Consider the following 23,370-nt stretch of genomic DNA (forward strand, 5'->3'; position numbering starts at 1 on the left):
GTTTTCTTCTTAGGATTTAATCATATTTTTTTATTGCTTTTTTTCCAACAATGTATGCAAAAAAAGCAGCAAAGATGCCTATACCTAAGAAATAGGCCCCTAATCTTGGGTAAGAGTGTGCTGTGAAATTTAAAATTTGCTTTGTGCCAAATAAAGGAGGTTGAAAGCCCATTATAGATCCATCGGGATTAGTAAATTTCATAATGGCTTTTGGGTCTAAGTTGTGACCATAATCATGCTCCCAAAGATAAAAATCATAAAGTCCAGCACTGCTCAAAATAATCATTAAGATGAACCAGTATAAAAACCATTTATAATTACCTTTAAAAGCGATAATTAAACCAATAATAGTTGTAATAATTATGCCTAACGGAAAAATTTTAAATTCTGGAATGGCATCTGGGATGTACTTCATCCCTACATAGTGGTTCATTAAATTAATGTTTTTAATGTCATGCGGATTGGCGTCAGCAAAATCATTAATATGGATGTACATGCCTAAAGGTGTAGGGTATTGGGGAGCTTCTAAAGTAATTTTCCATAGCGGAAATAAAAACAACCCTAATGGAAGCAATGCTGCAATTAGCATGATGATATTTGACTTTTTCATCTATTTAAGTCTAATGATTTAATTTTTTAGTGTTTCAATAGAAAGGCGAGAGCGATATTATACTCTCGCCTTTAATAGGAAAATAAACACTAAAACAAAAATTTCCCTAAGCTTTATTATTCTATATCCTCACCAAGAGACCATTTAAGAGGTGTATTGGCATTTGCAGCTGAAACGCGAACGTAACCTTGCATTTCCTGATGCAGTGCAGAACAGAAATCGGTACAATAAAATGGCCAAACCCCCACTTGTTTAGGTTCCCAAACGAAAGTTTCAGTTTGTCCTGGCATAATGAGTAACTCAGAAGTGTTGGCTCCAATCATGCTTACACCATGAGGTACATCATAATCCTGTTCTAAATTGGTAACGTGGAAATATACTTTATCGCCTACTTTTATACCTTCAATATTATCTGGGGAAAAATGACTGCGTATGGTTGTCATATATACATGAACAATATTTCCATCTCTTACAACTTTAGTATCTAATTCAGATTTTGTAGCATAAGGATGATTGTTATCTTCTAAATTGAAGATCTTTTTTGAACGTGGTTTTATAAGATCTGCAGGACATCCAGCAGCGTAGTGTGGTTCACCAACGGTTGGGAAATCTAACAACAATTCCATTTTATCACCTGAAATATCATAAAGTTGAGCCGATTGGGTTACCTCTGGACCAGTTGGTAAATAACGGTCTTTGGTTATCTTGTTCATCGCTACTACATATTTTCCGAAAGGTTTTTGGGAGTTGCCTCCTGGGATCATTAAGTGGCCAACGGAATAGTAACAAGGTTGTCTATCCAATACCTCCCAAGTGCCTACTTTCCATTTAACAACTTCAGAAGAAATAAAGAAGGTTGTATAGGCATTACCCTGACCGTCAAATTCGGTGTGTAATGGGCCTAAACCGGGTTGCTCAACAACACCAGCCAATGAATCCTCAAAATTTATTATTGGAATACCATAGGCGTCACCAGCAAATTTTTGGTTTTCAATAGCGGCTAACATTTTAGTAAACGAATGTACTGTTAAGTTAGCTGAAAGTTTTCCACTACCTACAATATATTCCCCAGTTGGATCTACGTCACAACCGTGGGGCGATTTAGGTGTAGGCATTAAATAAACTGCACCAGGAACATCCAATGGATTTACAGTAAGAACCTCTTTTTTCATGGTAGAAGTGGCCATATGGGTGCTTTCATCGTACACGTTATGAGCGTAATTTGTTGGCATCATAATACCACCTCCATTGTTTACGTATTCTTCAATTTTTTTCCAATTAACAGCCGCTATGAAATCCTTATCATTTTGTGAGGCGTTTACTTCCATAAGTGTACTGGCTTCCTCAGTGTTATAGGTTGAGAAGAAGAACCAGCCGTGCGATTTACCACGACCTGGATGTGATAAATCGTAATCGAAACCAGGCATGATTAATTGGAATTTAATATCCATATGCCCATGTTCTGGGTCAACAGAAATAAAGGTTAGAGCCCCTTTAAAGTTCCCTTTGTAGTCTTTAATTGGCATATCTTTTTGAGGTACTGGAACAGAAAAACGGGTTCCGGCGACAACGTACTCTGTATTTTCAGTAACGAAAGACGAACTGTGGTTACCAGCACTATTGGGGACTTCAATAATTTCTGTAGTTTCAAAAGTAGATAAGTCTATTTTTGCAATACGAGGTGTATTATTTCCATTAATAAAAACCCAACGTCCATCAATAACCCCATTGGTTTGTGAAATATCGGGGTGATGTGCATCGTCCCAAGGTACAAAGCCATGTGATGTGTTCAACATAGGTTTAGTTTCTTCGTTATATCCCCATGCTTTTTCAGCATCTTGCGAGAAAACAGGAATCACTTTAAACAAACGTCCCGATGGCAAACCGTAAACAGATACTTGCCCACTAAAGCCACCTGAAATAAATGCATAGAATTCATCATGCTCACCAGGAGCAACATAAACCTTGTCTGCTACATTACCTGCCAATGCACCAGAATTGGATTGTTTGGAATTATTGCAACTTGTAAATGCTATAAGCACACTTAGCATTGCAACTACTAATTTTAATATTTTCTTCATTGTTATATGGTTTTTTTATTTATAATATACTTATTCGGCTGGAGGCAGTAATACTTTGTCAATAACATGAACGATACCATTACCTGCCTTAACCGAAGCAATAATATTAGCACCAGCGATAACTGGTTTTCCGTCAATGACTTCCACATTTACGTATTGGTTATTAGCCTGTCCTAATCTTGGCAGTTTTGTTAAAATGGCAGTACTTAAATTACCAGGAGTTACATGGTACTTTAAGATATTTGCTAAAGTTTCTTTGTTTTCAGGTTTTACCAAATTTTCTACTGTGCCTTCGGGTAAAGCTGCAAAAGCAGCATCAGTTGGAGCGAAAACGGTTAGAGGTCCTACATTAACCAAAGCGTTTTCTACTTGGGCTGCTTGTACTGCCGCTACCAATGTTTTATGGTCTGGGGAGCCTATAGCAATTTGTAAGCAGTTAGGGGTAGCTTCATCATCTGTAATAAATGCCTGTCCTGTTTTGTCATCAGATTGTTTTTCAATATTACTATCTGTATTGTTCGTTGGGGCATTACTGTTATTGTTTTTGCATGAGCAAACAAATGCTAAAAGTGCTAAAACAAGAAATAGCTGTTTTATTGAATTCATATTTTTTGGTTTATATTAAAAGGTTATTTAAGTGTTCTGAAGTATTCTAGTACAGCTCTCGCTTCTTCCTGGGTCAAGTTTTGGTTTGCCATGGGAGAACCGTTAAATTCGATGAGTAATTCCTTGGCCAATGGGTCTTTTTGTACCATTCCCTCAGGATTTAAAATCATGTTCATAATCCACTCTGGGCTTCTACGTTCTAATATGCCAGTAGGAGCAGGTCCAATGAATTTTTTATCAGCTCGGTGACATGCGGTACACATTTTTTTAAACACATCGGCGCCATGGGTTGCCATCTCTTGGTCTATTTCGGAGCTTAAATCTATTGATGTTATGGGACCAACACCTTTATTATTAAGGGATATTTTTTTTGAAGCTGGAACTGCATCTTCTTTTTTTAGGGTTTGTTCTGTAGTGGATTTCTTTTCATAAGAAAAGCCTTCTTTCTTTTTTTCTTCCTTACCGCCACAGTTCATTAGTAATAAAGAAAATAAAAGGGTCATTAGCTTTAGTGTTGATTTCATATTTGCGGTTTTAATTAAACAAAACTATAACCTTGACATTGAAAAAAATATGATAAAAATCATATTTAAGATAAAATTGTCTTTATTTAAAAAATTGTGGATTGAATACAAAGGAAAGTGGCTTTAAAATTTACTAGAGGATATTACAGATAATAGAACCTTGCAAAAGGCATCCATCGTTCTATAAAGCTGTTTTGTTTCTGTTGTATAGCATATGCTAATGCTCTCATGAAGTTACATTCTACTTTTAATAGCCTGCCCCAAAATAAGAGTTGAAATACAAATATTTATCATTTGTAAAATTTAAACTAATCTCATAGGGTTTATCAACACGTTGGATTTAAACATGATACTTATAAATCATTTATAATGCATATTAGTTCCATTATAGTCTGCACTTAAAATCACTGAATGTGGCATTTAGGCCTAAACTTCATTAAAGCTAATGTGTTTCTGGAAATTATTTTGGGGTTTTTTAAGCCAAAAGGCCTTTGCTATTTAATGATAAAATTATAGACGTATTAGTGTTTTTAACAGATATTTATCTTTGGTTTTATATATGTAAATAGCCTAAGTTACTATATAAAATAAAACTGTTTTTTTGATATAGAATCACATGTTATAATTATACTAAAATCAGTATCTGATTTTGTTAAAAGTTGTATTTTTGGAAAATATTTTGACCAGGCCTAAGGCCATTAAAAATTATAATGGATAAATTTTCATTTTTAAATGCGGCGCATACAGCATACTTTGCTGATTTATATGATCAATATTTACAAAACCCAGATAGTGTAGAACCAAGTTGGAGAGCGTTTTTTCAAGGTTACGATTTTGGTAGTGAGAGCTTTGGGTTAAATGGTGAGACTGCAGAGGCTAGTTCAACTGAGATAACCGAACATGTTCACAAAGAATTTTATGTTGTTAGGTTAATTGATGGATACAGGATGAGGGGACACCTATTTACTAGAACTAACCCTGTGCGTGAACGAAGAAGTTATTACCCCACTTTAGATTTAGAAAACTTCAACCTATCAGAAAATGATCTAGATACCGTTTTTAGTGCCGGAGAAATTTTAGGAATTGGTGCTTCAACATTACGTGAAATTATTAAACATTTAGAGCGTATTTATTGTAGCTCCATAGGTGTGGAATATATGTATTTGCGTAACCCAGACGTTATTGGGTGGTGGCAAGACCAATTGAACAAGAATGATAATCAGCCAAATTTTTCTGCGGAAACTAAAAAATATATCCTTTCAAAATTAAATCAAGCAGTTACTTTTGAAAATTTTTTACAGACCAAATATGTAGGACAAAAGCGTTTTTCATTAGAAGGCGGGGAATCATTAATTCCGGCTATTAGCAATGTGCTTTTTTACTCTGTTGAAAAATATGGGGTTAAAGAATGTGTTCTGGGGATGGCACATCGTGGCAGATTGAGTACTCTTGTGAATATATTTAGGAAACCAATTAAGGAACTTTTTAGTGAGTTTGATGGTAAGGATTTTGAAGATGAAAATATAGATGGTGATGTGAAGTATCATTTAGGATTTACATTAAACAAGACCTACCAAAATGGGAAAAACATTAAGATGAATTTGGTGCCCAATCCTTCACATTTAGAAACTGTCGCTCCTGTGGCCGAAGGTATTGCCCGAGCCAAAATAGATACAGATTATAATGGTGATAACTCAAAAATAGTACCCATAATAGTACATGGCGATTCGGCAATTGCTGGTCAAGGCATTGCATACGAAGTAGCACAAATGAGTCAGTTGAATGGATATAAAACAGGTGGGACCATTCATATTGTGGTTAATAATCAGATAGGGTTTACAACCAATTATTTAGATGCCCGTTCCAGTACCTATTGTACCGATGTTGCTAAGGTAACATTATCACCAGTTTTGCATGTTAATGCAGATGATGCCGAAGCTGTAGTGCATGCTGTAGAAATGGCATTGGAATATAGAATGCGTTTTCAAAAAGATGTTTATATAGATTTGTTGGGCTATAGAAAATATGGACATAATGAGGGTGACGAACCACGTTTTACTCAACCCAAGCTTTATAAATATATTGCAAAACACCCAAATCCGTTTAAAATTTATTCTGATAAACTTATTGCAGAAGGGACTATAGACAAAACATATTCTGATGGAATTGTAGCCGAGTTTAAAGGTACACTAGAACGGGAATATGAAAAATCCAGACATGCCGAGTCCTCAAAAGTCAGGGAATTTATGCAGGAACGTTGGGAAGGATTTGAAAGAAGGGGGCTCAAAGCTATGTTGGATTCTATTGAAACTTCATATCCAAAAGAAAAGTTAGAAGGGATTTCAAAAGTCATTTCTACAGTTCCAAAAGGTGCTACTTTTTTAAGAAAGGCTGAGCGCATTTTGGAAGGACGCTATAAAATGGTTTTTGAAACCGATACATTAGATTGGGGTATGGCAGAGACCTTAGCCTATGGCAGTTTAATGGAAGAAGGTTATAATGTTCGTATATCTGGACAGGATGTAGAACGAGGAACCTTTAGCCATCGCCATGCTATCTTACGTGATGAAAAGACAGAAGAGCGAATCAACCTTTTAAATACTAATCCGAATAATAAAGGTACGATGGATATTTATAATTCATTGTTATCCGAATATGGTGTGCTTGGTTTCGATTACGGGTATGCTATGGCTAACCCCAACACTTTAACTATTTGGGAAGCCCAGTTTGGAGATTTTAGTAATGGAGCTCAAATTATTTTCGATCAGTATATCTCTGCAGCCGAAGATAAATGGAAATCTCAAAATGGCATTGTAGTGTTATTACCTCATGGTTATGAAGGGCAAGGGGCTGAACATTCCTCGGCAAGAATAGAACGTTACCTTCAATTGTGTGGAAATGATAATATGATTGTTGCAGACTGTACGACGCCAGCAAACTTTTTCCATTTATTACGTCGACAAATGAAACGTGATTTTAGGAAACCACTTATTGTTTTTACGCCAAAAAGTTTATTACGTCACCCTAAAGCAGTGTCCTCCTTAAATGAATTGGCCATTGGTAAATTTGAAGAAGTTATAGATGATACAATAGAACCTAAACAAGTAAAAAAATTGGTATTCTGTACAGGTAAGTTCTATTATGATTTGCTGGTCGAAAGGGAAAAACTAAATAAGGAAGACGTGGCCTTAATAAGAATAGAACAATTGTTTCCATTGCATTTAGATAAAGTTCAGGAAGTCATAGACAAGTATCCAAATGTAGAAGAATATGCATGGGCACAAGAGGAACCCAAAAATATGGGGGCATGGACCTACATGCTTGAACGCATGGATTTGGTAAACTTAAAAGTGTATTCAAGAGCGTTTAGTTCTGTACCGGCACCAGGTTCCAGCACTAGGGATAGAAATAGGCAGCAACGTGTAATTGATGCCGTTTTTGATGTTTCAAAATAAGATTAACAAAATTAACTCAGAATATTATTCAAATTATAGCATATGATTTTAGAAATGAAAGTGCCTTCTCCGGGTGAATCTATTACCGAAGTAGAAATAGCAACATGGTTGGTTGAAGATGGTGATTTTGTAGAGAAGGACCAAGCCATTGCAGAAGTAGACAGTGATAAAGCAACACTTGAATTACCTGCAGAAGCAAGTGGAACCATAACACTTAAGGCAGAAGAAGGTGATGCCGTAGCTGTAGGGGCTATAGTATGTTTAATTGACACCTCTGCTGAAAAGCCAGATGCTTCGACAAGCTCAGCAACTCAAGAAAAAATGGAGGCCCCAAAAACTGAAGCGGTTGCAGGTGCACCAATACAACAGGCGGCCATTTATGCCACAGGAACAGCAAGTCCAGCTGCTAAAAAGATTTTGGCTGAAAAGGGTATTGATTCTACATCGGTTTCAGGTACAGGAAAAGATGGTAGGGTAACTAAAGAAGACGCTGTAAACGCCGTGCCTTCTATGGGAACACCAACAGGGGGGAATAGAGGAACGACCAGGTCAAAAATGTCTATGTTGCGTCGTAAAGTAGCCGAACGTTTGGTTGAGGCAAAAAATACAACAGCAATGTTAACTACATTTAATGAGGTAGACATGTCGCCTATTTTTGCTTTGCGCAATGAATATAAAGAGATCTTCAAAACAAAGCATGGCGTTGGATTAGGATTTATGAGTTTCTTTACTTTGGCCGTGGTTAGGGCTTTAAAACTGTACCCTGCGGTTAACTCTATGATAGATGGCAAGGATATGGTCTCATACGATTTCTGCGATATAAGCATTGCTGTTTCTGGGCCAAAAGGACTCATGGTGCCTGTAATGCGAAACGCAGAAAATTTGAGTTTTAGAGGTGTTGAAGCTGAGGTTAAGCGATTGGCGTTGCGTGCACGTGACGGACAAATTACCGTTGATGAAATGACTGGAGGTACATTTACTATTTCCAATGGGGGCGTTTTTGGTAGTATGTTATCTACGCCTATTATTAATCCGCCACAGAGTGGTATTTTAGGAATGCATAATATAGTTGAACGTCCTGTGGCTGTAGATGGTAAAGTAGAAATAAGGCCTGTCATGTACGTGGCATTGTCTTACGACCATAGAATTATTGATGGCAGGGAAAGTGTTGGCTTTTTAGTAGCGGTTAAAGAAGCTTTGGAAAATCCAATTGAACTTTTAATGAATAATGATGCTAAGAAAGCATTAGAGTTGTAAAAGCTAAAACATTAAGTTTATATAAGGCCTTTTAAGTTTTTTAAAAGGCTTTTTTTGTGATTTCCAATAAGAGAAAGGGTTGTCTTAAGCAAATTTTCCTAACAATAAGGAAATTATAACTTCAAATAGAGATATTTCTTTTGATAATCTATAATAGCTTTAGCCTTTTTTAAAATATCTGCGCCTATAATACCATCAACTGGCCTAGCGTTATGTTTTATTAGGGCTGTATTCACATGGGTTAGGTTGAATAGTACCAAAATAACTTTATTATTTTTCCATTTTCCAATTTTTATCTTGTTTTTTTTTGATGTTTTGGTGTCCATGTCTATAGCTCCAGCACCCGCAGCTTTTACTATAGAGTCTTCGGCTTGTAATTTAAAGGTCTCTATGGCTTCAAAATCTACACAAGAATTTGACGCTCCGGTATCTAAAATAAATACGCCTTTTATACCATTTATAGTTGCGTTAATTTCAAAATGATTGGTTTTGGTAAGGTGTAATTTTACACGGGTATAGTTTTTAGCACTAAGAAATTCATGAAGTGACAGCATCTTATTAGGCTTTTAGCAAAGATAATCATGTAAAACGATTATTTTTACAAATTAAAGAGGTTAATAAAAACAATTCTATTTTGATTATTACGGATACCCATACCCATTTATATAGTGAGGCTTTTAATGACGACAGGCATGACATGATACATAGAGCTGTTAAGCTTGGTGTGTCCCGTTTTTTTATTCCGGCAATAGATTCTACGTATACCCAATCCATGCTTCAATTAAAAGAAGACTTTCCAGAACAAGTGTATTTAATGATGGGATTACATCCTACTCATGTAAAGGAAAATTATGCTGATGAACTTAAGCATGTAGAGCATATGTTGACTCAACACCAATTTTATGCAGTTGGTGAAACAGGAATTGATTTGTATTGGGATAAATCGACCTTAGGGATACAAAAAAAAGCATTTAAACATCAAATACAATTGGCAAAAAAACATAAGCTACCTATTGTGATTCATTGTCGAGATGCGTTTGACGACATATTCGATGTTTTGGAAGGTGAAAAGGATGATAGCTTATTTGGAATTTTTCATTGTTTTACAGGGACTTTAGAACAAGCCCAACAAGCCATATCCTATAACATGAAATTGGGGATAGGAGGCGTAATAACTTTTAAGAATGGCAAGATAGACCAGTTTATTAACCAAATAGATCTGAAGCATATTGTTATGGAAACCGATGCGCCTTATCTTGCTCCTGTGCCTTATCGAGGCAAACGAAATGAAAGCGCTTATATAGTTAACGTATTGGAAAAACTTTCCAGTATATACAATAGGCCAGTTGAAGATATAGCTGAAATAACAACTCAAAATTCGAAGGACGTTTTTAAAGTATAATATTATGAGTCAAGAAAAACAAAAAATACTCCTTATATATACTGGTGGTACCATAGGTATGGTGAAAGATTTTAAGACAGGAGCTTTACGTACTTTTGATTTTAAAACCCTTTTGGATAAGATACCCGAACTAAGGCTTTTGGACTGTAATATAGAAACTGTTTCGTTTCAAGACCCAATTGACTCCAGTAATATGAATCCAACCTATTGGGTACAGATTGCTGAAATAATTGAAGCCAATTATAAGAGTTTTGACGGGTTTGTAGTACTTCATGGAAGCGATACCATGAGCTATACGGCATCTGCACTTAGTTTTATGCTGGAAAATTTAGCAAAACCAGTTGTGTTTACAGGGTCACAATTACCTATTGGTGATTTACGTACCGATGCTAAGGAAAATTTAATAACTTCCATTCAGATTGCATCGTTACATGAGAAAAACAAACCCGTTATAAAAGAGGTGTGCCTATATTTTGAATATAAGTTGTATCGAGCTAACAGGACTACAAAAGTAAGCGCAGAACACTTTGAAGCCTTTCAGTCACCCAATTATCCAGATTTGGCCCAATCAGGTGTACACTTGAAAATTAATACAGATGATTTATATAACCATAATGTGAACAAGCCTCTTAAAACCTATAAGGATTTTGATACGGATGTTGCCATAATAAAATTATTTCCAGGTATTACAGAATCATTTATGCGCAGTATTTTATTAACACCGAACTTAAAAGGTGTGATTTTGGAAACCTATGGTGCTGGAAATTGTACCACGGAAGTTTGGTTTAGTGATTTGTTATCAGATGCCATTCGAAAAGGTGTATATGTTATAAATATAACACAATGCACTAAAGGAACTGTGGTTATGGGGCGTTATGAGACCAGTAACCAATTGAAGCATATTGGGGTAATATCGGGTAAAGACTTAACGACAGAGGCAGCAATTACTAAATTAATGTGGTTGTTGGGTAATAAAACAGATGCTAATACTTTCAAAACCATGTTCGAAAGCTCCTTAAGAGGAGAAATGTCCTAAAAAATAACAGTCAAAGTTTTATCATCTAAAGATTTTTTTGTTATTTGAGCCACCTAAAAACAAAAGCTTTTTAGAATACAGAGAGGTGGCCGAGTGGTCGAAGGCGCACGCCTGGAAAGTGTGTATACGCCAAAAGCGTATCGAGGGTTCGAATCCCTTCCTCTCTGCTGTTATTTTTATTTTTAATAGCTTTTTTTTTATATCTTTAACACTTTAACTAATAAAATTAAGATTTAGAACATGAAAAGATTATTTTCTATCCTTGCCATTACAGGAATTATGGCATTCGGAACGGTTAATGCAACTACAAATGCTGCTAGCACAACCACTACTACTGTGGCCACGATGACACAAGATGATGCAGCTGATTCACCTGCACAAGAGGTAGGGTTTCATCAAGAATTAAAAAAGCGTTTTATTGAAGGAGGCCCAGGATTTATGGGAATTGTATTGTTGTGTTTAATTTTAGGTCTGGCAATTGCAATTGAGAGAATTATCTTTTTAAACTTATCTACTACAAACACATCTAAATTAACACAAGAAGTCGAAGATGCTTTAGCATCAGGAGGTGTTGAGGCTGCTAAAGAAATTTGTAGAAATACTAAAGGCCCCATTGCTTCAATTTACTACCAAGGACTGGATAGAACAGACGAAGGCTTAGAGGCCGTTGAAAAAGCTGTTGTGGCCTATGGAGGTGTTCAAATGGGACAATTGGAAAAAAATGTATCTTGGATTTCGTTATTCATCGCCTTAGCTCCTATGTTAGGATTCATGGGAACAGTAATTGGGATGATTCAGGCATTCGATAAAATTGAAGCTGCAGGAGACATGCAACCTTCACTTGTAGCAGGAGGTATTAAAGTAGCACTTTTAACAACCGTGTTTGGTTTGATTGTTGCAATCATACTGCAAATATTCTACAATTATATTATTGCTAAAATCGATAGCATCGTTAACAATATGGAAGACGCTTCTATTACGTTAATGGACTTGCTAATTAGAAACAAGAAGTAATAATTTAAATTGTAAACCATTTATTATGAAAAAAGTATTAACCATAATATTAGCATTGGTAGGACTACTTTCTATAGTATTCCTGGCGATGATAATATCGGCAGGAGACGAAGCTGTAAAGGTTGGAGAAGCCGGCGGGAGTGTAGATTCGTTTATGTATGTAGCATATACCGTTTTGTTTTTAACCTTGGCTTTTGTTGTTTTCTTCACTTTAAAAGCTATTTTAACCAATATAGATATGCTAAAAAGTACTTTAAAGAGCGTGGGAGCTTTTGTAGTACTGGCGCTTATATGTTATTTTAGTGCAGAAGGCGTTGAAACTCCACTTAAAGATGGAGATTCGTTATCAGCTAGTGGATCACAATTAGTTGGCGCAGGCTTATATTTGTTTTATGCGCTTATTCTTATAGCAGGGGCACTTATGTTGTTTTCTGGAATTAAAAAAATGATAAAATAATATGGCAAAACGAGCAGCACCGGAGGTTAATGCAGGCTCAATGGCCGATATTGCCTTCCTTTTATTAATATTTTTCTTGGTTACCACAACTATTGAAAAGGATTCGGGTATTAACCGTAAACTACCCCCAATGGAAGAATCTGAAGAAGATGTGGTAATCAAACAAAAAAATATTTTTACGATTTTAATCAATGGTAAAGATCAATTGCTTGTTGAGGAAGAGCGTATGGAACTTAAAGACCTACGTAAAGCAGCAGTAGAGTTTTTAGATAATAACGGCGATGGATCCTGCACTTTTTGCAAAGGGAAAAGAGACCCAAAATCTTCAGATAATCCTGATAAAGCCATTATTTCTTTAAAAAATCAACGAGAGACTTCTTATGCTGCTTATGTAGCTGTTCAAAATGAAGTTATGGGCGCTTACAATGAGCTAAGGAATAGACGTGCATTAGAGATAGGATCTCAAAAAGGGTTTCCTGGTATGGATTTTATAAAAATGCAGGAAAATTACAAAGATGCACGATGGGTTGGTAATAAGGATAAACTTAAGGCGGTTATAGACCAAATTAAGGAAGAGATTCCGCAAAAGTTTTCAGAAGTCATCGATTAATTTAGAATTAAACAGAAACATTATGTCTAAATTCAAAAAGAAAAAAGGTGGCGATTTGCCACCAATTAGTACAGCATCCTTGCCAGACATTGTATTTATGTTGTTATTCTTTTTTATGGTTGCTACCGTAATGCGTGAAAATACTTTGATGATTCAAAACGCTTTACCTGTTGCGAACCAAGTAGAAAAATTGGATAAAAAGAATCCCATAAGTTATGTTTATATGGGAAAACCCAGTGATAATTACAAAAAAAAGTTCGGAACAGAAGCTAGAATACAACTGAACGACAAATTTGCTGATGTGAGTGATGTAGGCCCTTTTATTGAAGCCGAACGCGCTGCATTAAGGGAAGAATTAATACCTTATTTAACCGTATCGTTAAAAGTTGATAAAGATGCACAAATGGGTATTGTTGGTGATGTAAAACAAGAACTAAGAAAAGTGAATGCCTTAAAAATAAACTATACTACAGGTGTAGGGGATGCATTAACCAACATAAAATAATATCTTAATTTGTTAAAAGTAGGAAGGCATTCAATATGAATGCCTTTTTTTAGTTAATAGTATATGAAAAAGATATTAATTAGAATGGCTTTTATTTCATCTGGCTTGTTATTGTATGCACAAGAACCAACAATAACTGTAATTGATTCGCTTTATAGAGAAGACCAATTCTATGCCGGAGTTACTTATAACTTATTAGGGAATATACCAGAGGGTGTTTCTCAAAATGGTTTCTCTGGAGGATATCATATTGGGTTTATTAGGGACATGCCCATTAACAAGAATAGAAATTTTGCTCTAGGTCTTGGAATAGGGCTTTCTGCCAATTCCTACAATCAAAATATGTTCATAAATAAAGACAGTTCTGGATCTATAAGCTTTTCTTTATTAGAAGGTAGTAATAACTTTTCTAAAAATAAGTTTACTGGATATTTGATTGAATGTCCTTTAGAGATACGTTGGCGTACATCCACACCATCTGAATACAAGTTTTGGAGAATTTATACGGGGGTTAAATTAGGTTATGTCTTTGCCCATAGTGCCAAATATAAAGGTGATCTGGGAAAAATAAAGCATAGTAATATAAATGAGTTTAATTCGCTACAATATGGTTTGACCTTAAGTGTTGGATATAACACTTGGAATATTCATTGCTATTATGGTCTTAATCCTATTTTTTCTGAGCATGCTCAATTAAATGGAAGTCCTATTGATATGAACAGTATTAAAATTGGACTGATGTTCTATATTCTATAGCCAGTAGTTTACCAAAATAAGTTGTGGAATCATACCTAGAAAAAATCCAACTACTAACTCTGTAAAACGATGCGCCTTCAAATGCAATCGGGAAGTTGCTACTGCACCTGTTATAATAATCATAAAAGCTAAGGTTCCATTTATATTGATGCTAAAATGAATACTTAACGCAATAAAGAACATCAATAAACCAGACATAGCCATCAAGTGAATACTTGCTTTAAATTTTAAAACAGCCAAAATAAGGCAAGACAATGTTGAAATTAAAATACCTACAAAAAAGAAATACAGTTCAACAACTTGTGTAGGGGTTAAAATCCGTTTTATAATAACTAAGGTTACTACAAAATTTAATATTAAAGGTATGATACGCTCTTTAGTACTTTTTAGATAAATGGAAGTTACCTTCCCGAGTGTTTTTAAAAGAAAATATAAAAGAATGGGAAGAATAACGGTCAAAATGAAAAGAGACACTAGTTTAGCATTGATCACTTCGACTGGGATGTATCTTGGAGATTTTGAAAAATAAAAAAGTACACCAAAAATAGGCATCAATAATGGATGGAAAATAAATGAAATACTTCTTAAAATACTATCCATTATATTTTTTTACGTAGCCTTGCTACGGGAATATCAAGTTGTTCTCTATATTTAGCCACTGTCCGCCGTGCTATAGGATAGCCTTTATCTTTTAAGATATTTGCTAAGGCATCATCAGTTAAGGGCTTTCTTTTGTTTTCTTCTACAATAACAGTTTCCAGTATTTTCTTTATTTCCCGTGTTGAAACATCTTCACCTTGGTCATTTTTCATGGATTCTGAAAAGAACTCTTTAATTAATTTTGTTCCATAAGGGGTGTCTACATATTTACTATTGGCTACCCTAGAAACGGTTGAAACATCCATTTGTATTTCATCTGCAATATCTTTAAGAATCATAGGTTTTAACTGTCGCTCATCACCAGTTAAAAAATAATCCTTTTGGTAATGCATAATGGCACTCATGGTTATAAAAAGTGTTTGCTGACGTTGTTTAATGGCCTCAATAAACCATTTGGCGGCATCCAATTTTTGCTTAATGAACAAAACAGCATCTTTTTGGGATTTAGACTTGTCCTTGGATTCTTTATAGCCTTTAAGCATATTGTTATATTCCCTTGAAACATGTAATTCGGGGGCATTCCTTCCATTAAGGGTTAATTCTAACTCACCATCTTCAATTTTAATGGCAAAGTCTGGAACAACGTGTTCAACTATTCTATTATTACCAGAATAGGAACCACCGGGTTTAGGGTTTAAATGTTCAATTTCGTGTATGGCTCCCTTTAGTTGATCTTCCGTAATGTCAAACTTCTGGATCAACTTTTTGTAGTGCTTTTTAGTAAACTGTTCAAAAGCAGAGTCTATTATATTTAAGGCTAATTCTGTATTTGTATTTTTTTCTTTCCTATGAAGCTGAATGCTCAGGCATTCTTGCAGATTTCTGGCGCCAACACCTGCGGGATCCAACTGATGGACAATGTGTAACACCTGTTCTATTTTTTCTTCGGAGGAGTATACATTCTGGGTAAAAGCCAAATCGTCCATAATATCAGATAATGTTCGACGGATATAACCACTTTCATCCACGCTTCCCACTAAAAATTCAGCAATATCTCGTTCTTCATCATTCAATCGATACGTGTTTAATTGGTTTACTAAATGTTGGGTAAACGATACACCAGCAGCATACGGAATAGTTTTTTCCTCATCATCACTACTGTAATTGTTAACTTGTGTACGGTAATCTGGAATTTCGTCATCGCTTAAATACTCATCAACATTAATGTCTTCAGCGGCTATAGATTCGTTATCAGAATAATCATCATCAGAATTTTCAAAATCTGAACCAAATTCATTTTCGATTTCTTTACCACTTTCTAAAGCTGGGTTTTCTTCCAATTCCTGTTTTAAGCGTTGTTCAAAAGCTTGAGTAGGCAACTGTATCAATTTCATCAATTGAATTTGTTGCGGCGATAACTTTTGCGATAACTTAAATTGTAATTGTTGTTTAAGCATTGATTATGATTTGGTATTCAATATCAATATAAAGATAGACATTTAGATTGAAAATTGGAGTTAGAGGTTTCCGAAGTCATCTATTCATTATGATATTTGATTACTGAGTTATTATACTTTATAGTTAAAGACCTATCGAATTTTCAAAACAGGTCTAAACATTTTAAAACTCAGCATTTTGTGGCGTCCTAGGAAACGGAATAACATCCCTTATATTGCTCATTCCAGTAGCGAACATTACTAAACGTTCAAAACCTAAACCAAAACCAGAATGTACAGCTGTACCGTATTTCCTAAGGTCTAAATACCACCATAAATCTTCCTCGGGAATGTTAATGTCTGCCATTTTTTGTTTTAGAACCTCAAGACGTTCTTCGCGCTGTGCACCACCAACAATTTCACCAATGCCAGGGAATAAAATATCCATAGCACGAACTGTTTTGCCATCATCATTTAAGCGCATATAAAAGGCCTTTATATTGGCAGGGTAATCAAATAATATCACAGGGCACTTAAAGTGTTTTTCTACCAAATAACGTTCATGTTCACTTTGTAAATCGGCTCCCCATTCGTTAATTATATATTTAAACTTCTTTTTCTTATTGGGTTTACAATTGCGTAAAATATCGATAGCTTCGGTATAACTTAAGCGTTTAAAATGATTTTCTGTAACAAACTTCAACTTTTCAATTAGGTTCATTTCATTACGCTCAGCCTGTGGCTTTGTTTTGTCTTCATCCTGTAAGCGCTTGTCTAAAAACTCTAAATCTTCTATGTTGTTTTCTAAAATATAGCCGAGAACATACTTTAAAAAGTCTTCAGCCAAATCCATATTACCTGCTAAATCTAAAAAAGCTACTTCAGGTTCGATCATCCAAAACTCGGCAAGATGTCTGGATGTGTTTGAATTTTCGGCACGAAATGTTGGCCCAAATGTATATACTTTACCTAGCGACATGGCATAGGTTTCTGCTTCTAGCTGTCCAGATACAGTTAGGTTGGTTTCTTTTCCGAAGAAATCTTGAGTATAATCTATTTCGCCAGCATCATTTATTGGTGGATTTTTAGCGTCAAGGCTAGTCACCCTAAACATTTCACCTGCGCCTTCGGCATCACTGCCTGTAATAATAGGCGCATGCATGTAATAAAATCCTTGATCGTTAAAATACTTATGGATGGCAAACGATAATGCCGAACGCAAACGCATAACGGCACTAAAGGTATTGGTACGGGTACGCAAATGGGCTTGCTCCCTTAAAAACTCAAATGAATGCTTTTTAGGTTGAATAGGGTATGACTCTGGATTACTGTCTCCCAATACATCAAGTTCACTTACAATAATTTCTACCTTCTGTCCTTTACCTTGGCTTTCAACTAGTTCACCTTTAACATGTAAAGCGGCACCAGTAGTTATGCGTTTTAAAAGTGACTCATCAAACTTCTCAAAATCTACAACACATTGTATATTGTTTAAAGTGGAACCATCGTTAAGGGCAATGAATCGGTTGGCGCGAAAGGTTCTTACCCAACCTTTTATTTCAACAGGTTCAAGAACAGATGGTTCTTTTTGCAATAATTCTAAAACGGTAAATATCTTCATTTATAAATTATGATTTTCAAAAAGTAAATATAAAAAAAGGTGTTCGGCTTTCAAGTAATTAAACTCTAAATTATAGTTTAAAAACGTGTTCAAATAAATGAGTCTAAATCCAATGGTTATTCAAAAAGCTCTTCTTCCTCTTCTTCCGGTATAATATTTATTGAGGGCTCCCTTAATACTTCTTTGTTTGCAATACTGCGCTCTAAAGATAACAGTAGTGAAGGTAGCAACAATAAATTTGATAGCATGGCAAATAGTAATGTAGCAGAAACTAGGGCCCCTAAAGCTACCGTACCACCAAAACTTGAAATGGTAAATACCGAAAACCCAAAAAACAACACTATTGAGGTATAAAACATGCTTACCCCTGTTTCCCTTAGGGCTCTGTAAACAGAAGTCTTTATTTTCCAGTTATGAGCTTGCAGTTCTTGGCGGTATTTGGCTAAAAAGTGAATGGTGTCGTCTACCGAAATACCAAAAGCAATGCTAAAAACCAATATCGTTGATGGTTTTATGGGAACCCCTAAATAACCCATTAAGCCAGCAGTAACTAAAAGAGGTAATAGGTTAGGGATAAGTGAAACAATAATCATTCGCGCAGAACGAAACATATAAGCCATAAAAAGAGAAATTAAAAAAATGGCTAATGATAAAGATATAGCCAAGTTTTTAACCAAATAAGTAGTTCCTTTTTGAAATACCAAGGCTTTTCCCGTCATAGTAACATTGTAACGATCCTTTGGAAAAACCTTATCGATTTTATTTTGAAGATGTTCTTGTATACGCTCCATTTTATCGGTACCAATATCTTTCATAAATGTGGTAATACGAGCATATTGACCTGTGCTATCGACAAAGTTCTTAAGGAGATCGACATTAGAAGACGAATTTTTGGCATAGGATAAAATAAAGTTGTTTTCCTGCGAGGAAGGCAACTGATAAAATTTAGTATTACCATTATAATAGGCCTGCTTGGAATACTTGACTAGGCTAACAGCAGATAAGGGTTTCGATAGTTCGGGCGTATCCAAAATCAAATCCTCTAGTTCATTCATGCTTTTTAAGGTAGAAAGTTTCATGACACCTTTTTTGCGCTTGGTGTCAATCATGATTTCCAAAGGCATAATCCCATTAAACTCTTCTTCAAAAAAACGAATATCCTTAAAGAATTCAGTATTTTTGGGCATGTCCTCAATTAAACTCCCAGATATTTTAATTTGATAGATGCCTATCATACTGGCTATTAAAAGTATTACGGATGTAGCATATATGGCAATACGTTTGTGTTTTACCATACGCTCCATCCAGTTTACAAATCCACCAATCCAACGTTTGTTTAAGTGTTCTAAATGACGATCTTTAGGAAACGGTAAAAAAGTGTATATAATAGGGATAATGAGTAGACATAATATAAAAATGGCCAAAATGCTAAGTGAAGCAACTACACCGAATTCTTTTAATAGGTCACTCTCGGTTAAAATAAACGTTGCAAAACCCGAAGCAGTAGTTACATTGGTCATTAAGGTCGCATTACCAATTTTTGTGATTACCCGTTGTAGTGATTTAACTTTATTGCCATGTAGCTTAACTTCGTGCTGGTATTTATTGATTAAAAAAATACAGTTAGGAATACCAATAACAATTATAAGGGGTGGAATGAGTGCTGTTAAAACGGTAATCTCGTAATTTAAGGCGCCAATAATACCCAAAGTCCACATCACTCCAATACAAACCACGATAAGTGAAATAAAGGTGGCCCTAAACGATCTAAAGAAGAAAAAGAAAATTAAAGAGGTTACAAGCAAGGCTGCAGCTACAAACCATCCTATTTCATCTACTATAATTTGTGAGTTTAGCGTTCTTATATAGGGCATGCCCGAAATGCGAACATCTATATTGTTTTTGGTTTGAAAAGCTTCAATTTCTGGAATCAAATGATCTACAATGAAATCTTTTCTAGTGGGCGTATTAACAATGTTCTTTTTTAAATATATGGCTGTTCGAATGGTTTGTGTTTCGGCATTGAACAAAAAGTTATCGTAAAAAGGATATTTATTAAAAAGCTCATTTTGAAGTTGATTAAGGTCACTTATAGACTTGATGGAATCTTTTATGAAGGGTTGTAGTTTAAACTTTTCATTGTCCGTATCCTTAATGAGTTTTTGTAAATCTTTAATGGAGATTACGGTTTCAACTTCATTGTATTTATTAAAACTATCGGAAAGCCTGTTCCATGCATTAAACTTTTCAACAGAAAATAAAGAGCTATCCTTAACGCCTAAAACAATGAGGTTGCCTTCTTCACCAAAAGTTTTTAAAAAATTGTTATAAGTAATGTTGACGTCATGGTCATTGGGCAATAAATTGGCTTCGGTATAGGTAAAACGCATATTTTCCCATTTCATACTAAAGAAAAGGGTAACTAAAACTATGGCAATAAGAATAATAATTTTATTACGCAGGATAAGACGGGCAACGACGTCCCAAAAATCTTTAGTGAAAAGTTTTAGCATGCTTTATTTTAAAGTTGGGCAAAGGTAGAAAAAACAAAGTATTACATATCTTATAAGACTTATAATGTTACGTTAAAAGTAAATTTAAATGCTATGTTATCTTCAAACTCTGGCAGGTGGTATGCCCCATAGCGATACGTTAAACTTAAACCAAAGCCAAAAAGCAGTTTATTTATCTCTAGACCAGATTCGGAATAACCCTTTTTAAGCGAACCAAAGGTTATGTTTTCGTGTTTTTCGGGATCACTCATGTCACCTATAGCATACCGGGTTATCAATACTATTTGGGGCTTGTATCTTGTGGAAAAAACAAAAGGTTTTAGGTAATACTTGAATTGAAGCGTAGTAAATCTATCAGAGAAAAACTCATTAAAAAACATGGTTTCAAAGCTTGTTAGACCAGCAACTGAGAAACGTTGTAAAATAGTTTCTTTGTTAATGTTGTTAGGGTAGGCATGGTACATGTGCGTTATTGGAACATTCCCTCTAGCTATGCCTGAAACTAAAGTAAATTCAGAGAAGGCAGAATTTTCGTCACCTATTTTATAGATGGTTTTAAAGTTAAGTTTGGAAAAACCCAAGTTGCTTTTAAAGATATTATTAAAACTTTTTGTGTATTGAATGGTGAATTTTGGATAGCCCGAATTGATTTCTACTAATCCATTTTCAGAAGATTTAATTGTATTGAACGGGCTCCATTGTATGGCTGTTTTTAGGGTGCTTAAATGAAAGTTGTTAATTATGGAGTTGTTTACATGATATCCGTAACTATATGTGGGATTGATGTTACTTATAGCAAATTCGGTTTCGGTAAGTAACTTGGGGCTTAGCTCATGCTTTAAAGAAATGGCTTTTGTAATATGTTTATGAAATAAACTGATATTTAATAAACGGGGTTCAAAAAATTGAAAAAAACGGCCATCGGTTAAAAATATAGTACTGCCGGTTTCCTGAAGATCATCTGTATAAGACAGGTTTATCCAAGTATTTGTTTTTTCTGATATTATTAATCCACCGCCAATACTGTATTTAAAACGATGGTCCCTAAAACCGTACACTGCATAGGCATTTAATCTATAGCGTTTAGAAAAGGCTTCGTTTGTTACGCCGCCAAGCCCGGTTCTAATACCTTCGTATTGATTGTATTTTATCAGATATCTCAAATCACTATTGAAATATTTTGAAGGGAAATAACCGTTACCAAGGCTTGTTAGAAGTTTGGTTTTAACAGAATCCTGTGCAGGGCCTAAGTTGTTTTTGATGAGCGATTGCGATTGTGCCAATGCTGCGATGGAAATAAAAGCTAGTAACGTATAAAATTTTAGCATTACTGAAAACAGGCTAGGTTTTATATAATAAAAAAGCGACTTAAAATGTCGCTTTCATTTATACGGTCATAATTTCCTTTTCTTTGACGCCGTATAGCTCATCTACCTTTTTAACGTATTTATCGGTCATTTCTTGTACGTCTATTTCAGCGTTACTTTGAAGGTCTTCAGAGACATGGTCCAACTTTTTTATCTCGTGATTGGCATCTTTACGAGCAGTTCTAATACTAACCTTTGCGTCTTCGGCTTCTGCCTTAGCCTGTTTTGATAACTCCCTACGGCGTTCTTCGGTTAGTGGGGGCACGTTGATAATAATCATTTCTCCATTGTTCATGGGGTTAAATCCTAAATTGGCATAAATAATGGCACGTTCAATTTCTTGAAGCATGTTCTTTTCCCAAGGCTGTACACTAATAGTTCTACCATCTGGAGTGTTAACATTGGCCACTTGGTTTAAAGGGGTTTGCGATCCGTAGTAGTCTACCATTACGCTACCCAACATAGCAGGGCTTGCTTTACCTGCCCTAATATTTACAAATTGCTTTTCTAAATGCTTAATGGCATTGTCCATAGCTTCTTTTGCAGTGTCTAATATAAATTGTATATCGTCCATTATTTTAAAATTTTGGTCAATAAATATTCAAAAATTACGCAATTTTACAAGTTAACTTCTGTCCCAACATTTTCACCAGAAACAACTTTAAGCAAATTACCTTTTTTATTCATGTCGAATACAATAATGGGTAATTTATTTTCTTGACTAAGGGTAAATGCAGTCGAGTCCATTACTTTTAGACCTTTTCTCAAAACATCATCAAAGGAAATAAAGTTGAACTTTGTAGCAGTTTGGTCTTTTTCTGGGTCAGCATTATAAATGCCATCTACACGGGTTCCTTTTAAAATTACATCGGCTTCAATTTCAATGGCTCTAAGTACAGCTGCCGAATCGGTAGTAAAATAAGGGTTTCCAGTGCCTCCTCCAAAAATAACAACTCGGCCTTTGTTTAAATGGCTCAAAGCCTTTCTACGAATAAAAGGTTCGGCCACTTCGTTGATTTTAATTGCTGTTTGCAATCGTGTTTTTAATCCAGCATCTTCCAAAGCACTTTGTAATGCCAGGCCGTTTATAACCGTAGCCAACATGCCCATATGGTCACCCTGTACGCGATCCATTCCATTACTGGCGCCTGCAACACCCCTAAAAATATTACCACCACCAATAACAATTGCCACTTCAACGCCTTTTTCGGTAATTTCTTTTATATCTTGGGCATATTCTGCTAAGCGTTGTGGGTCAATACCATATTGTCGGTCTCCCATAAGGGCTTCACCAGATAGTTTGAGGAGTATTCTTTTGTATTTCATAAATGTTTGATGAGTTTTCCACACATGCGGAAACAGGGTTGTGCAAAACTAAACATTTTTTTGCTGTTTAGCGATAGCCGGATTATTAAAATAGTTTTCTTGTCACTAGCGTCCAAAAGTTTTAATTTTAAAGTAGCCTGAGAATCCCGTATTTTAGATTTGTGATAAAAAAATACGAATTATGGGACTCTTCA

At 35.3% G+C, this 23,370-nt stretch carries 21 protein-coding genes and 1 tRNA gene; 10 read left to right on the forward strand and 12 right to left on the reverse strand.

The window, feature by feature from the left end; translation table 11 throughout:
- Positions 1–16: 16 nt before the first annotated feature.
- The 4 genes from K7G79_RS09580 to K7G79_RS09595 form a co-directional block, all read right to left on the reverse strand.
- Positions 17–610, reverse strand: a complete 594-nt coding sequence (locus K7G79_RS09580) for a hypothetical protein (RefSeq protein WP_223551359.1) — start codon at positions 608–610, stop codon at positions 17–19.
- A gap of 116 nt (positions 611–726) precedes the next feature.
- Positions 727–2,691 (reverse strand): Sec-dependent nitrous-oxide reductase, encoded by a 1,965-nt coding sequence (gene nosZ / locus K7G79_RS09585; protein WP_223551360.1) that lies wholly within the window; start codon positions 2,689–2,691, stop codon positions 727–729.
- A 30-nt stretch (positions 2,692–2,721) separates the two neighbouring features.
- Entirely contained in the window at positions 2,722–3,297 is a 576-nt protein-coding gene (locus tag K7G79_RS09590) for a fasciclin domain-containing protein (protein ID WP_223551361.1), read from the reverse strand.
- 23 nt (positions 3,298–3,320) lie between these two features.
- Complete coding sequence (locus K7G79_RS09595) at positions 3,321–3,821, reverse strand: cytochrome c (RefSeq protein WP_223551362.1); 501 nt, start codon at positions 3,819–3,821, stop codon at positions 3,321–3,323.
- Positions 3,822–4,531: 710 nt separating this feature from the next.
- On the opposite strand from K7G79_RS09595, the gene K7G79_RS09600 reads away from it, so the two are divergent.
- Entirely contained in the window at positions 4,532–7,276 is a 2,745-nt protein-coding gene (locus tag K7G79_RS09600) for a 2-oxoglutarate dehydrogenase E1 component (protein WP_223551363.1), read from the forward strand.
- 42 nt (positions 7,277–7,318) lie between these two features.
- On the forward strand, positions 7,319–8,533 hold the full coding sequence (odhB, locus tag K7G79_RS09605; RefSeq protein WP_223551364.1) for a 2-oxoglutarate dehydrogenase complex dihydrolipoyllysine-residue succinyltransferase: 1,215 nt from the start codon (positions 7,319–7,321) through the stop codon (positions 8,531–8,533).
- A gap of 113 nt (positions 8,534–8,646) precedes the next feature.
- On the opposite strand, the gene K7G79_RS09610 is transcribed toward odhB, so the two are convergent.
- Positions 8,647–9,087: a TIGR02281 family clan AA aspartic protease gene (locus K7G79_RS09610; RefSeq protein WP_223551365.1), complete on the reverse strand. Its 441-nt coding sequence runs from the start codon at positions 9,085–9,087 to the stop codon at positions 8,647–8,649.
- A gap of 80 nt (positions 9,088–9,167) precedes the next feature.
- Between K7G79_RS09610 and K7G79_RS09615 the strand changes: the two genes are divergently transcribed.
- From K7G79_RS09615 to K7G79_RS09650, 8 genes are all read left to right on the forward strand, one after another.
- Positions 9,168–9,935: a TatD family hydrolase gene (locus K7G79_RS09615; protein ID WP_223551366.1), complete on the forward strand. Its 768-nt coding sequence runs from the start codon at positions 9,168–9,170 to the stop codon at positions 9,933–9,935.
- 4 nt (positions 9,936–9,939) lie between these two features.
- Positions 9,940–10,971, forward strand: coding sequence for an asparaginase (locus K7G79_RS09620; protein WP_223551367.1), 1,032 nt, complete (start codon positions 9,940–9,942; stop codon positions 10,969–10,971).
- 79 nt (positions 10,972–11,050) lie between these two features.
- A tRNA-Ser gene (locus tag K7G79_RS09625) sits at positions 11,051–11,138 on the forward strand.
- A 73-nt stretch (positions 11,139–11,211) separates the two neighbouring features.
- Complete coding sequence (locus tag K7G79_RS09630; RefSeq protein ID WP_223551368.1) at positions 11,212–11,985, forward strand: MotA/TolQ/ExbB proton channel family protein; 774 nt, start codon at positions 11,212–11,214, stop codon at positions 11,983–11,985.
- A 25-nt stretch (positions 11,986–12,010) separates the two neighbouring features.
- Positions 12,011–12,442 carry a hypothetical protein gene (locus K7G79_RS09635; RefSeq protein ID WP_223551369.1) on the forward strand — a complete coding sequence of 144 codons (432 nt, stop codon included), beginning with the start codon at positions 12,011–12,013 and terminating at the stop codon, positions 12,440–12,442.
- Position 12,443: 1 nt separating this feature from the next.
- Positions 12,444–13,052, forward strand: a complete 609-nt coding sequence (locus K7G79_RS09640; RefSeq protein WP_223551370.1) for a biopolymer transporter ExbD — start codon at positions 12,444–12,446, stop codon at positions 13,050–13,052.
- 22 nt (positions 13,053–13,074) lie between these two features.
- Positions 13,075–13,557, forward strand: a complete 483-nt coding sequence (locus K7G79_RS09645) for a biopolymer transporter ExbD (protein ID WP_223551371.1) — start codon at positions 13,075–13,077, stop codon at positions 13,555–13,557.
- Between the two features lie 63 nt (positions 13,558–13,620).
- Positions 13,621–14,313, forward strand: coding sequence for a porin family protein (locus K7G79_RS09650; RefSeq protein WP_223551372.1), 693 nt, complete (start codon positions 13,621–13,623; stop codon positions 14,311–14,313).
- Here K7G79_RS09650 and K7G79_RS09655 read toward each other — a convergent pair.
- From K7G79_RS09655 to pyrH, 7 genes are all read right to left on the reverse strand, one after another.
- Positions 14,308–14,913: a hypothetical protein gene (locus K7G79_RS09655; RefSeq protein WP_223551373.1), complete on the reverse strand. Its 606-nt coding sequence runs from the start codon at positions 14,911–14,913 to the stop codon at positions 14,308–14,310. The genes K7G79_RS09650 and K7G79_RS09655 overlap by 6 nt on opposite strands.
- Positions 14,913–16,370 (reverse strand): RNA polymerase factor sigma-54, encoded by a 1,458-nt coding sequence (gene rpoN, locus K7G79_RS09660; RefSeq protein WP_223551374.1) that lies wholly within the window; start codon positions 16,368–16,370, stop codon positions 14,913–14,915. Before rpoN ends, K7G79_RS09655 begins: the two co-directional genes overlap by 1 nt.
- A gap of 163 nt (positions 16,371–16,533) precedes the next feature.
- Positions 16,534–17,970: an asparagine--tRNA ligase gene (gene asnS / locus K7G79_RS09665; RefSeq protein WP_223551375.1), complete on the reverse strand. Its 1,437-nt coding sequence runs from the start codon at positions 17,968–17,970 to the stop codon at positions 16,534–16,536.
- A 116-nt stretch (positions 17,971–18,086) separates the two neighbouring features.
- A complete protein-coding gene (locus K7G79_RS09670; RefSeq protein ID WP_223551376.1) occupies positions 18,087–20,483 on the reverse strand; it encodes an RND family transporter in 2,397 nt (798 codons plus the stop codon).
- A gap of 59 nt (positions 20,484–20,542) precedes the next feature.
- Positions 20,543–21,811 carry a hypothetical protein gene (locus K7G79_RS09675; RefSeq protein WP_223551377.1) on the reverse strand — a complete coding sequence of 423 codons (1,269 nt, stop codon included), beginning with the start codon at positions 21,809–21,811 and terminating at the stop codon, positions 20,543–20,545.
- 58 nt (positions 21,812–21,869) lie between these two features.
- Positions 21,870–22,427: a ribosome recycling factor gene (gene frr / locus K7G79_RS09680; RefSeq protein ID WP_223551381.1), complete on the reverse strand. Its 558-nt coding sequence runs from the start codon at positions 22,425–22,427 to the stop codon at positions 21,870–21,872.
- Between the two features lie 41 nt (positions 22,428–22,468).
- Positions 22,469–23,176, reverse strand: a complete 708-nt coding sequence (gene pyrH, locus K7G79_RS09685) for a UMP kinase (RefSeq protein WP_223551378.1) — start codon at positions 23,174–23,176, stop codon at positions 22,469–22,471.
- Positions 23,177–23,370 lie beyond the last annotated feature (194 nt).

The sequence above is a fragment of the Aestuariivivens sp. NBU2969 genome (assembly GCF_019931125.1).
Lineage (GTDB): Bacteria > Bacteroidota > Bacteroidia > Flavobacteriales > Flavobacteriaceae > Aestuariivivens > Aestuariivivens marinum.

Bases quoted from the DNA above. Each gene is read 5' to 3' on its own strand.
- K7G79_RS09580 (WP_223551359.1), bottom strand. From the start codon at position 610: ATGAAAAAGTCAAATATCATCATGCTAATTGCAGCATTGCTTCCATTA.
- nosZ (WP_223551360.1), bottom strand. From the start codon at position 2,691: ATGAAGAAAATATTAAAATTAGTAGTTGCAATGCTAAGTGTGCTTATA.
- K7G79_RS09590 (WP_223551361.1), bottom strand. From the start codon at position 3,297: ATGAATTCAATAAAACAGCTATTTCTTGTTTTAGCACTTTTAGCATTT.
- K7G79_RS09595 (WP_223551362.1), bottom strand. From the start codon at position 3,821: ATGAAATCAACACTAAAGCTAATGACCCTTTTATTTTCTTTATTACTA.
- K7G79_RS09600 (WP_223551363.1), top strand. From the start codon at position 4,532: ATGGATAAATTTTCATTTTTAAATGCGGCGCATACAGCATACTTTGCT.
- odhB (WP_223551364.1), top strand. From the start codon at position 7,319: ATGATTTTAGAAATGAAAGTGCCTTCTCCGGGTGAATCTATTACCGAA.
- K7G79_RS09610 (WP_223551365.1), bottom strand. From the start codon at position 9,087: ATGCTGTCACTTCATGAATTTCTTAGTGCTAAAAACTATACCCGTGTA.
- K7G79_RS09620 (WP_223551367.1), top strand. From the start codon at position 9,940: ATGAGTCAAGAAAAACAAAAAATACTCCTTATATATACTGGTGGTACC.
- K7G79_RS09630 (WP_223551368.1), top strand. From the start codon at position 11,212: ATGAAAAGATTATTTTCTATCCTTGCCATTACAGGAATTATGGCATTC.
- K7G79_RS09635 (WP_223551369.1), top strand. From the start codon at position 12,011: ATGAAAAAAGTATTAACCATAATATTAGCATTGGTAGGACTACTTTCT.
- K7G79_RS09640 (WP_223551370.1), top strand. From the start codon at position 12,444: ATGGCAAAACGAGCAGCACCGGAGGTTAATGCAGGCTCAATGGCCGAT.
- K7G79_RS09645 (WP_223551371.1), top strand. From the start codon at position 13,075: ATGTCTAAATTCAAAAAGAAAAAAGGTGGCGATTTGCCACCAATTAGT.
- K7G79_RS09650 (WP_223551372.1), top strand. From the start codon at position 13,621: ATGAAAAAGATATTAATTAGAATGGCTTTTATTTCATCTGGCTTGTTA.
- K7G79_RS09655 (WP_223551373.1), bottom strand. From the start codon at position 14,913: ATGGATAGTATTTTAAGAAGTATTTCATTTATTTTCCATCCATTATTG.
- rpoN (WP_223551374.1), bottom strand. From the start codon at position 16,370: ATGCTTAAACAACAATTACAATTTAAGTTATCGCAAAAGTTATCGCCG.
- asnS (WP_223551375.1), bottom strand. From the start codon at position 17,970: ATGAAGATATTTACCGTTTTAGAATTATTGCAAAAAGAACCATCTGTT.
- K7G79_RS09670 (WP_223551376.1), bottom strand. From the start codon at position 20,483: ATGCTAAAACTTTTCACTAAAGATTTTTGGGACGTCGTTGCCCGTCTT.
- K7G79_RS09675 (WP_223551377.1), bottom strand. From the start codon at position 21,811: ATGCTAAAATTTTATACGTTACTAGCTTTTATTTCCATCGCAGCATTG.
- pyrH (WP_223551378.1), bottom strand. From the start codon at position 23,176: ATGAAATACAAAAGAATACTCCTCAAACTATCTGGTGAAGCCCTTATG.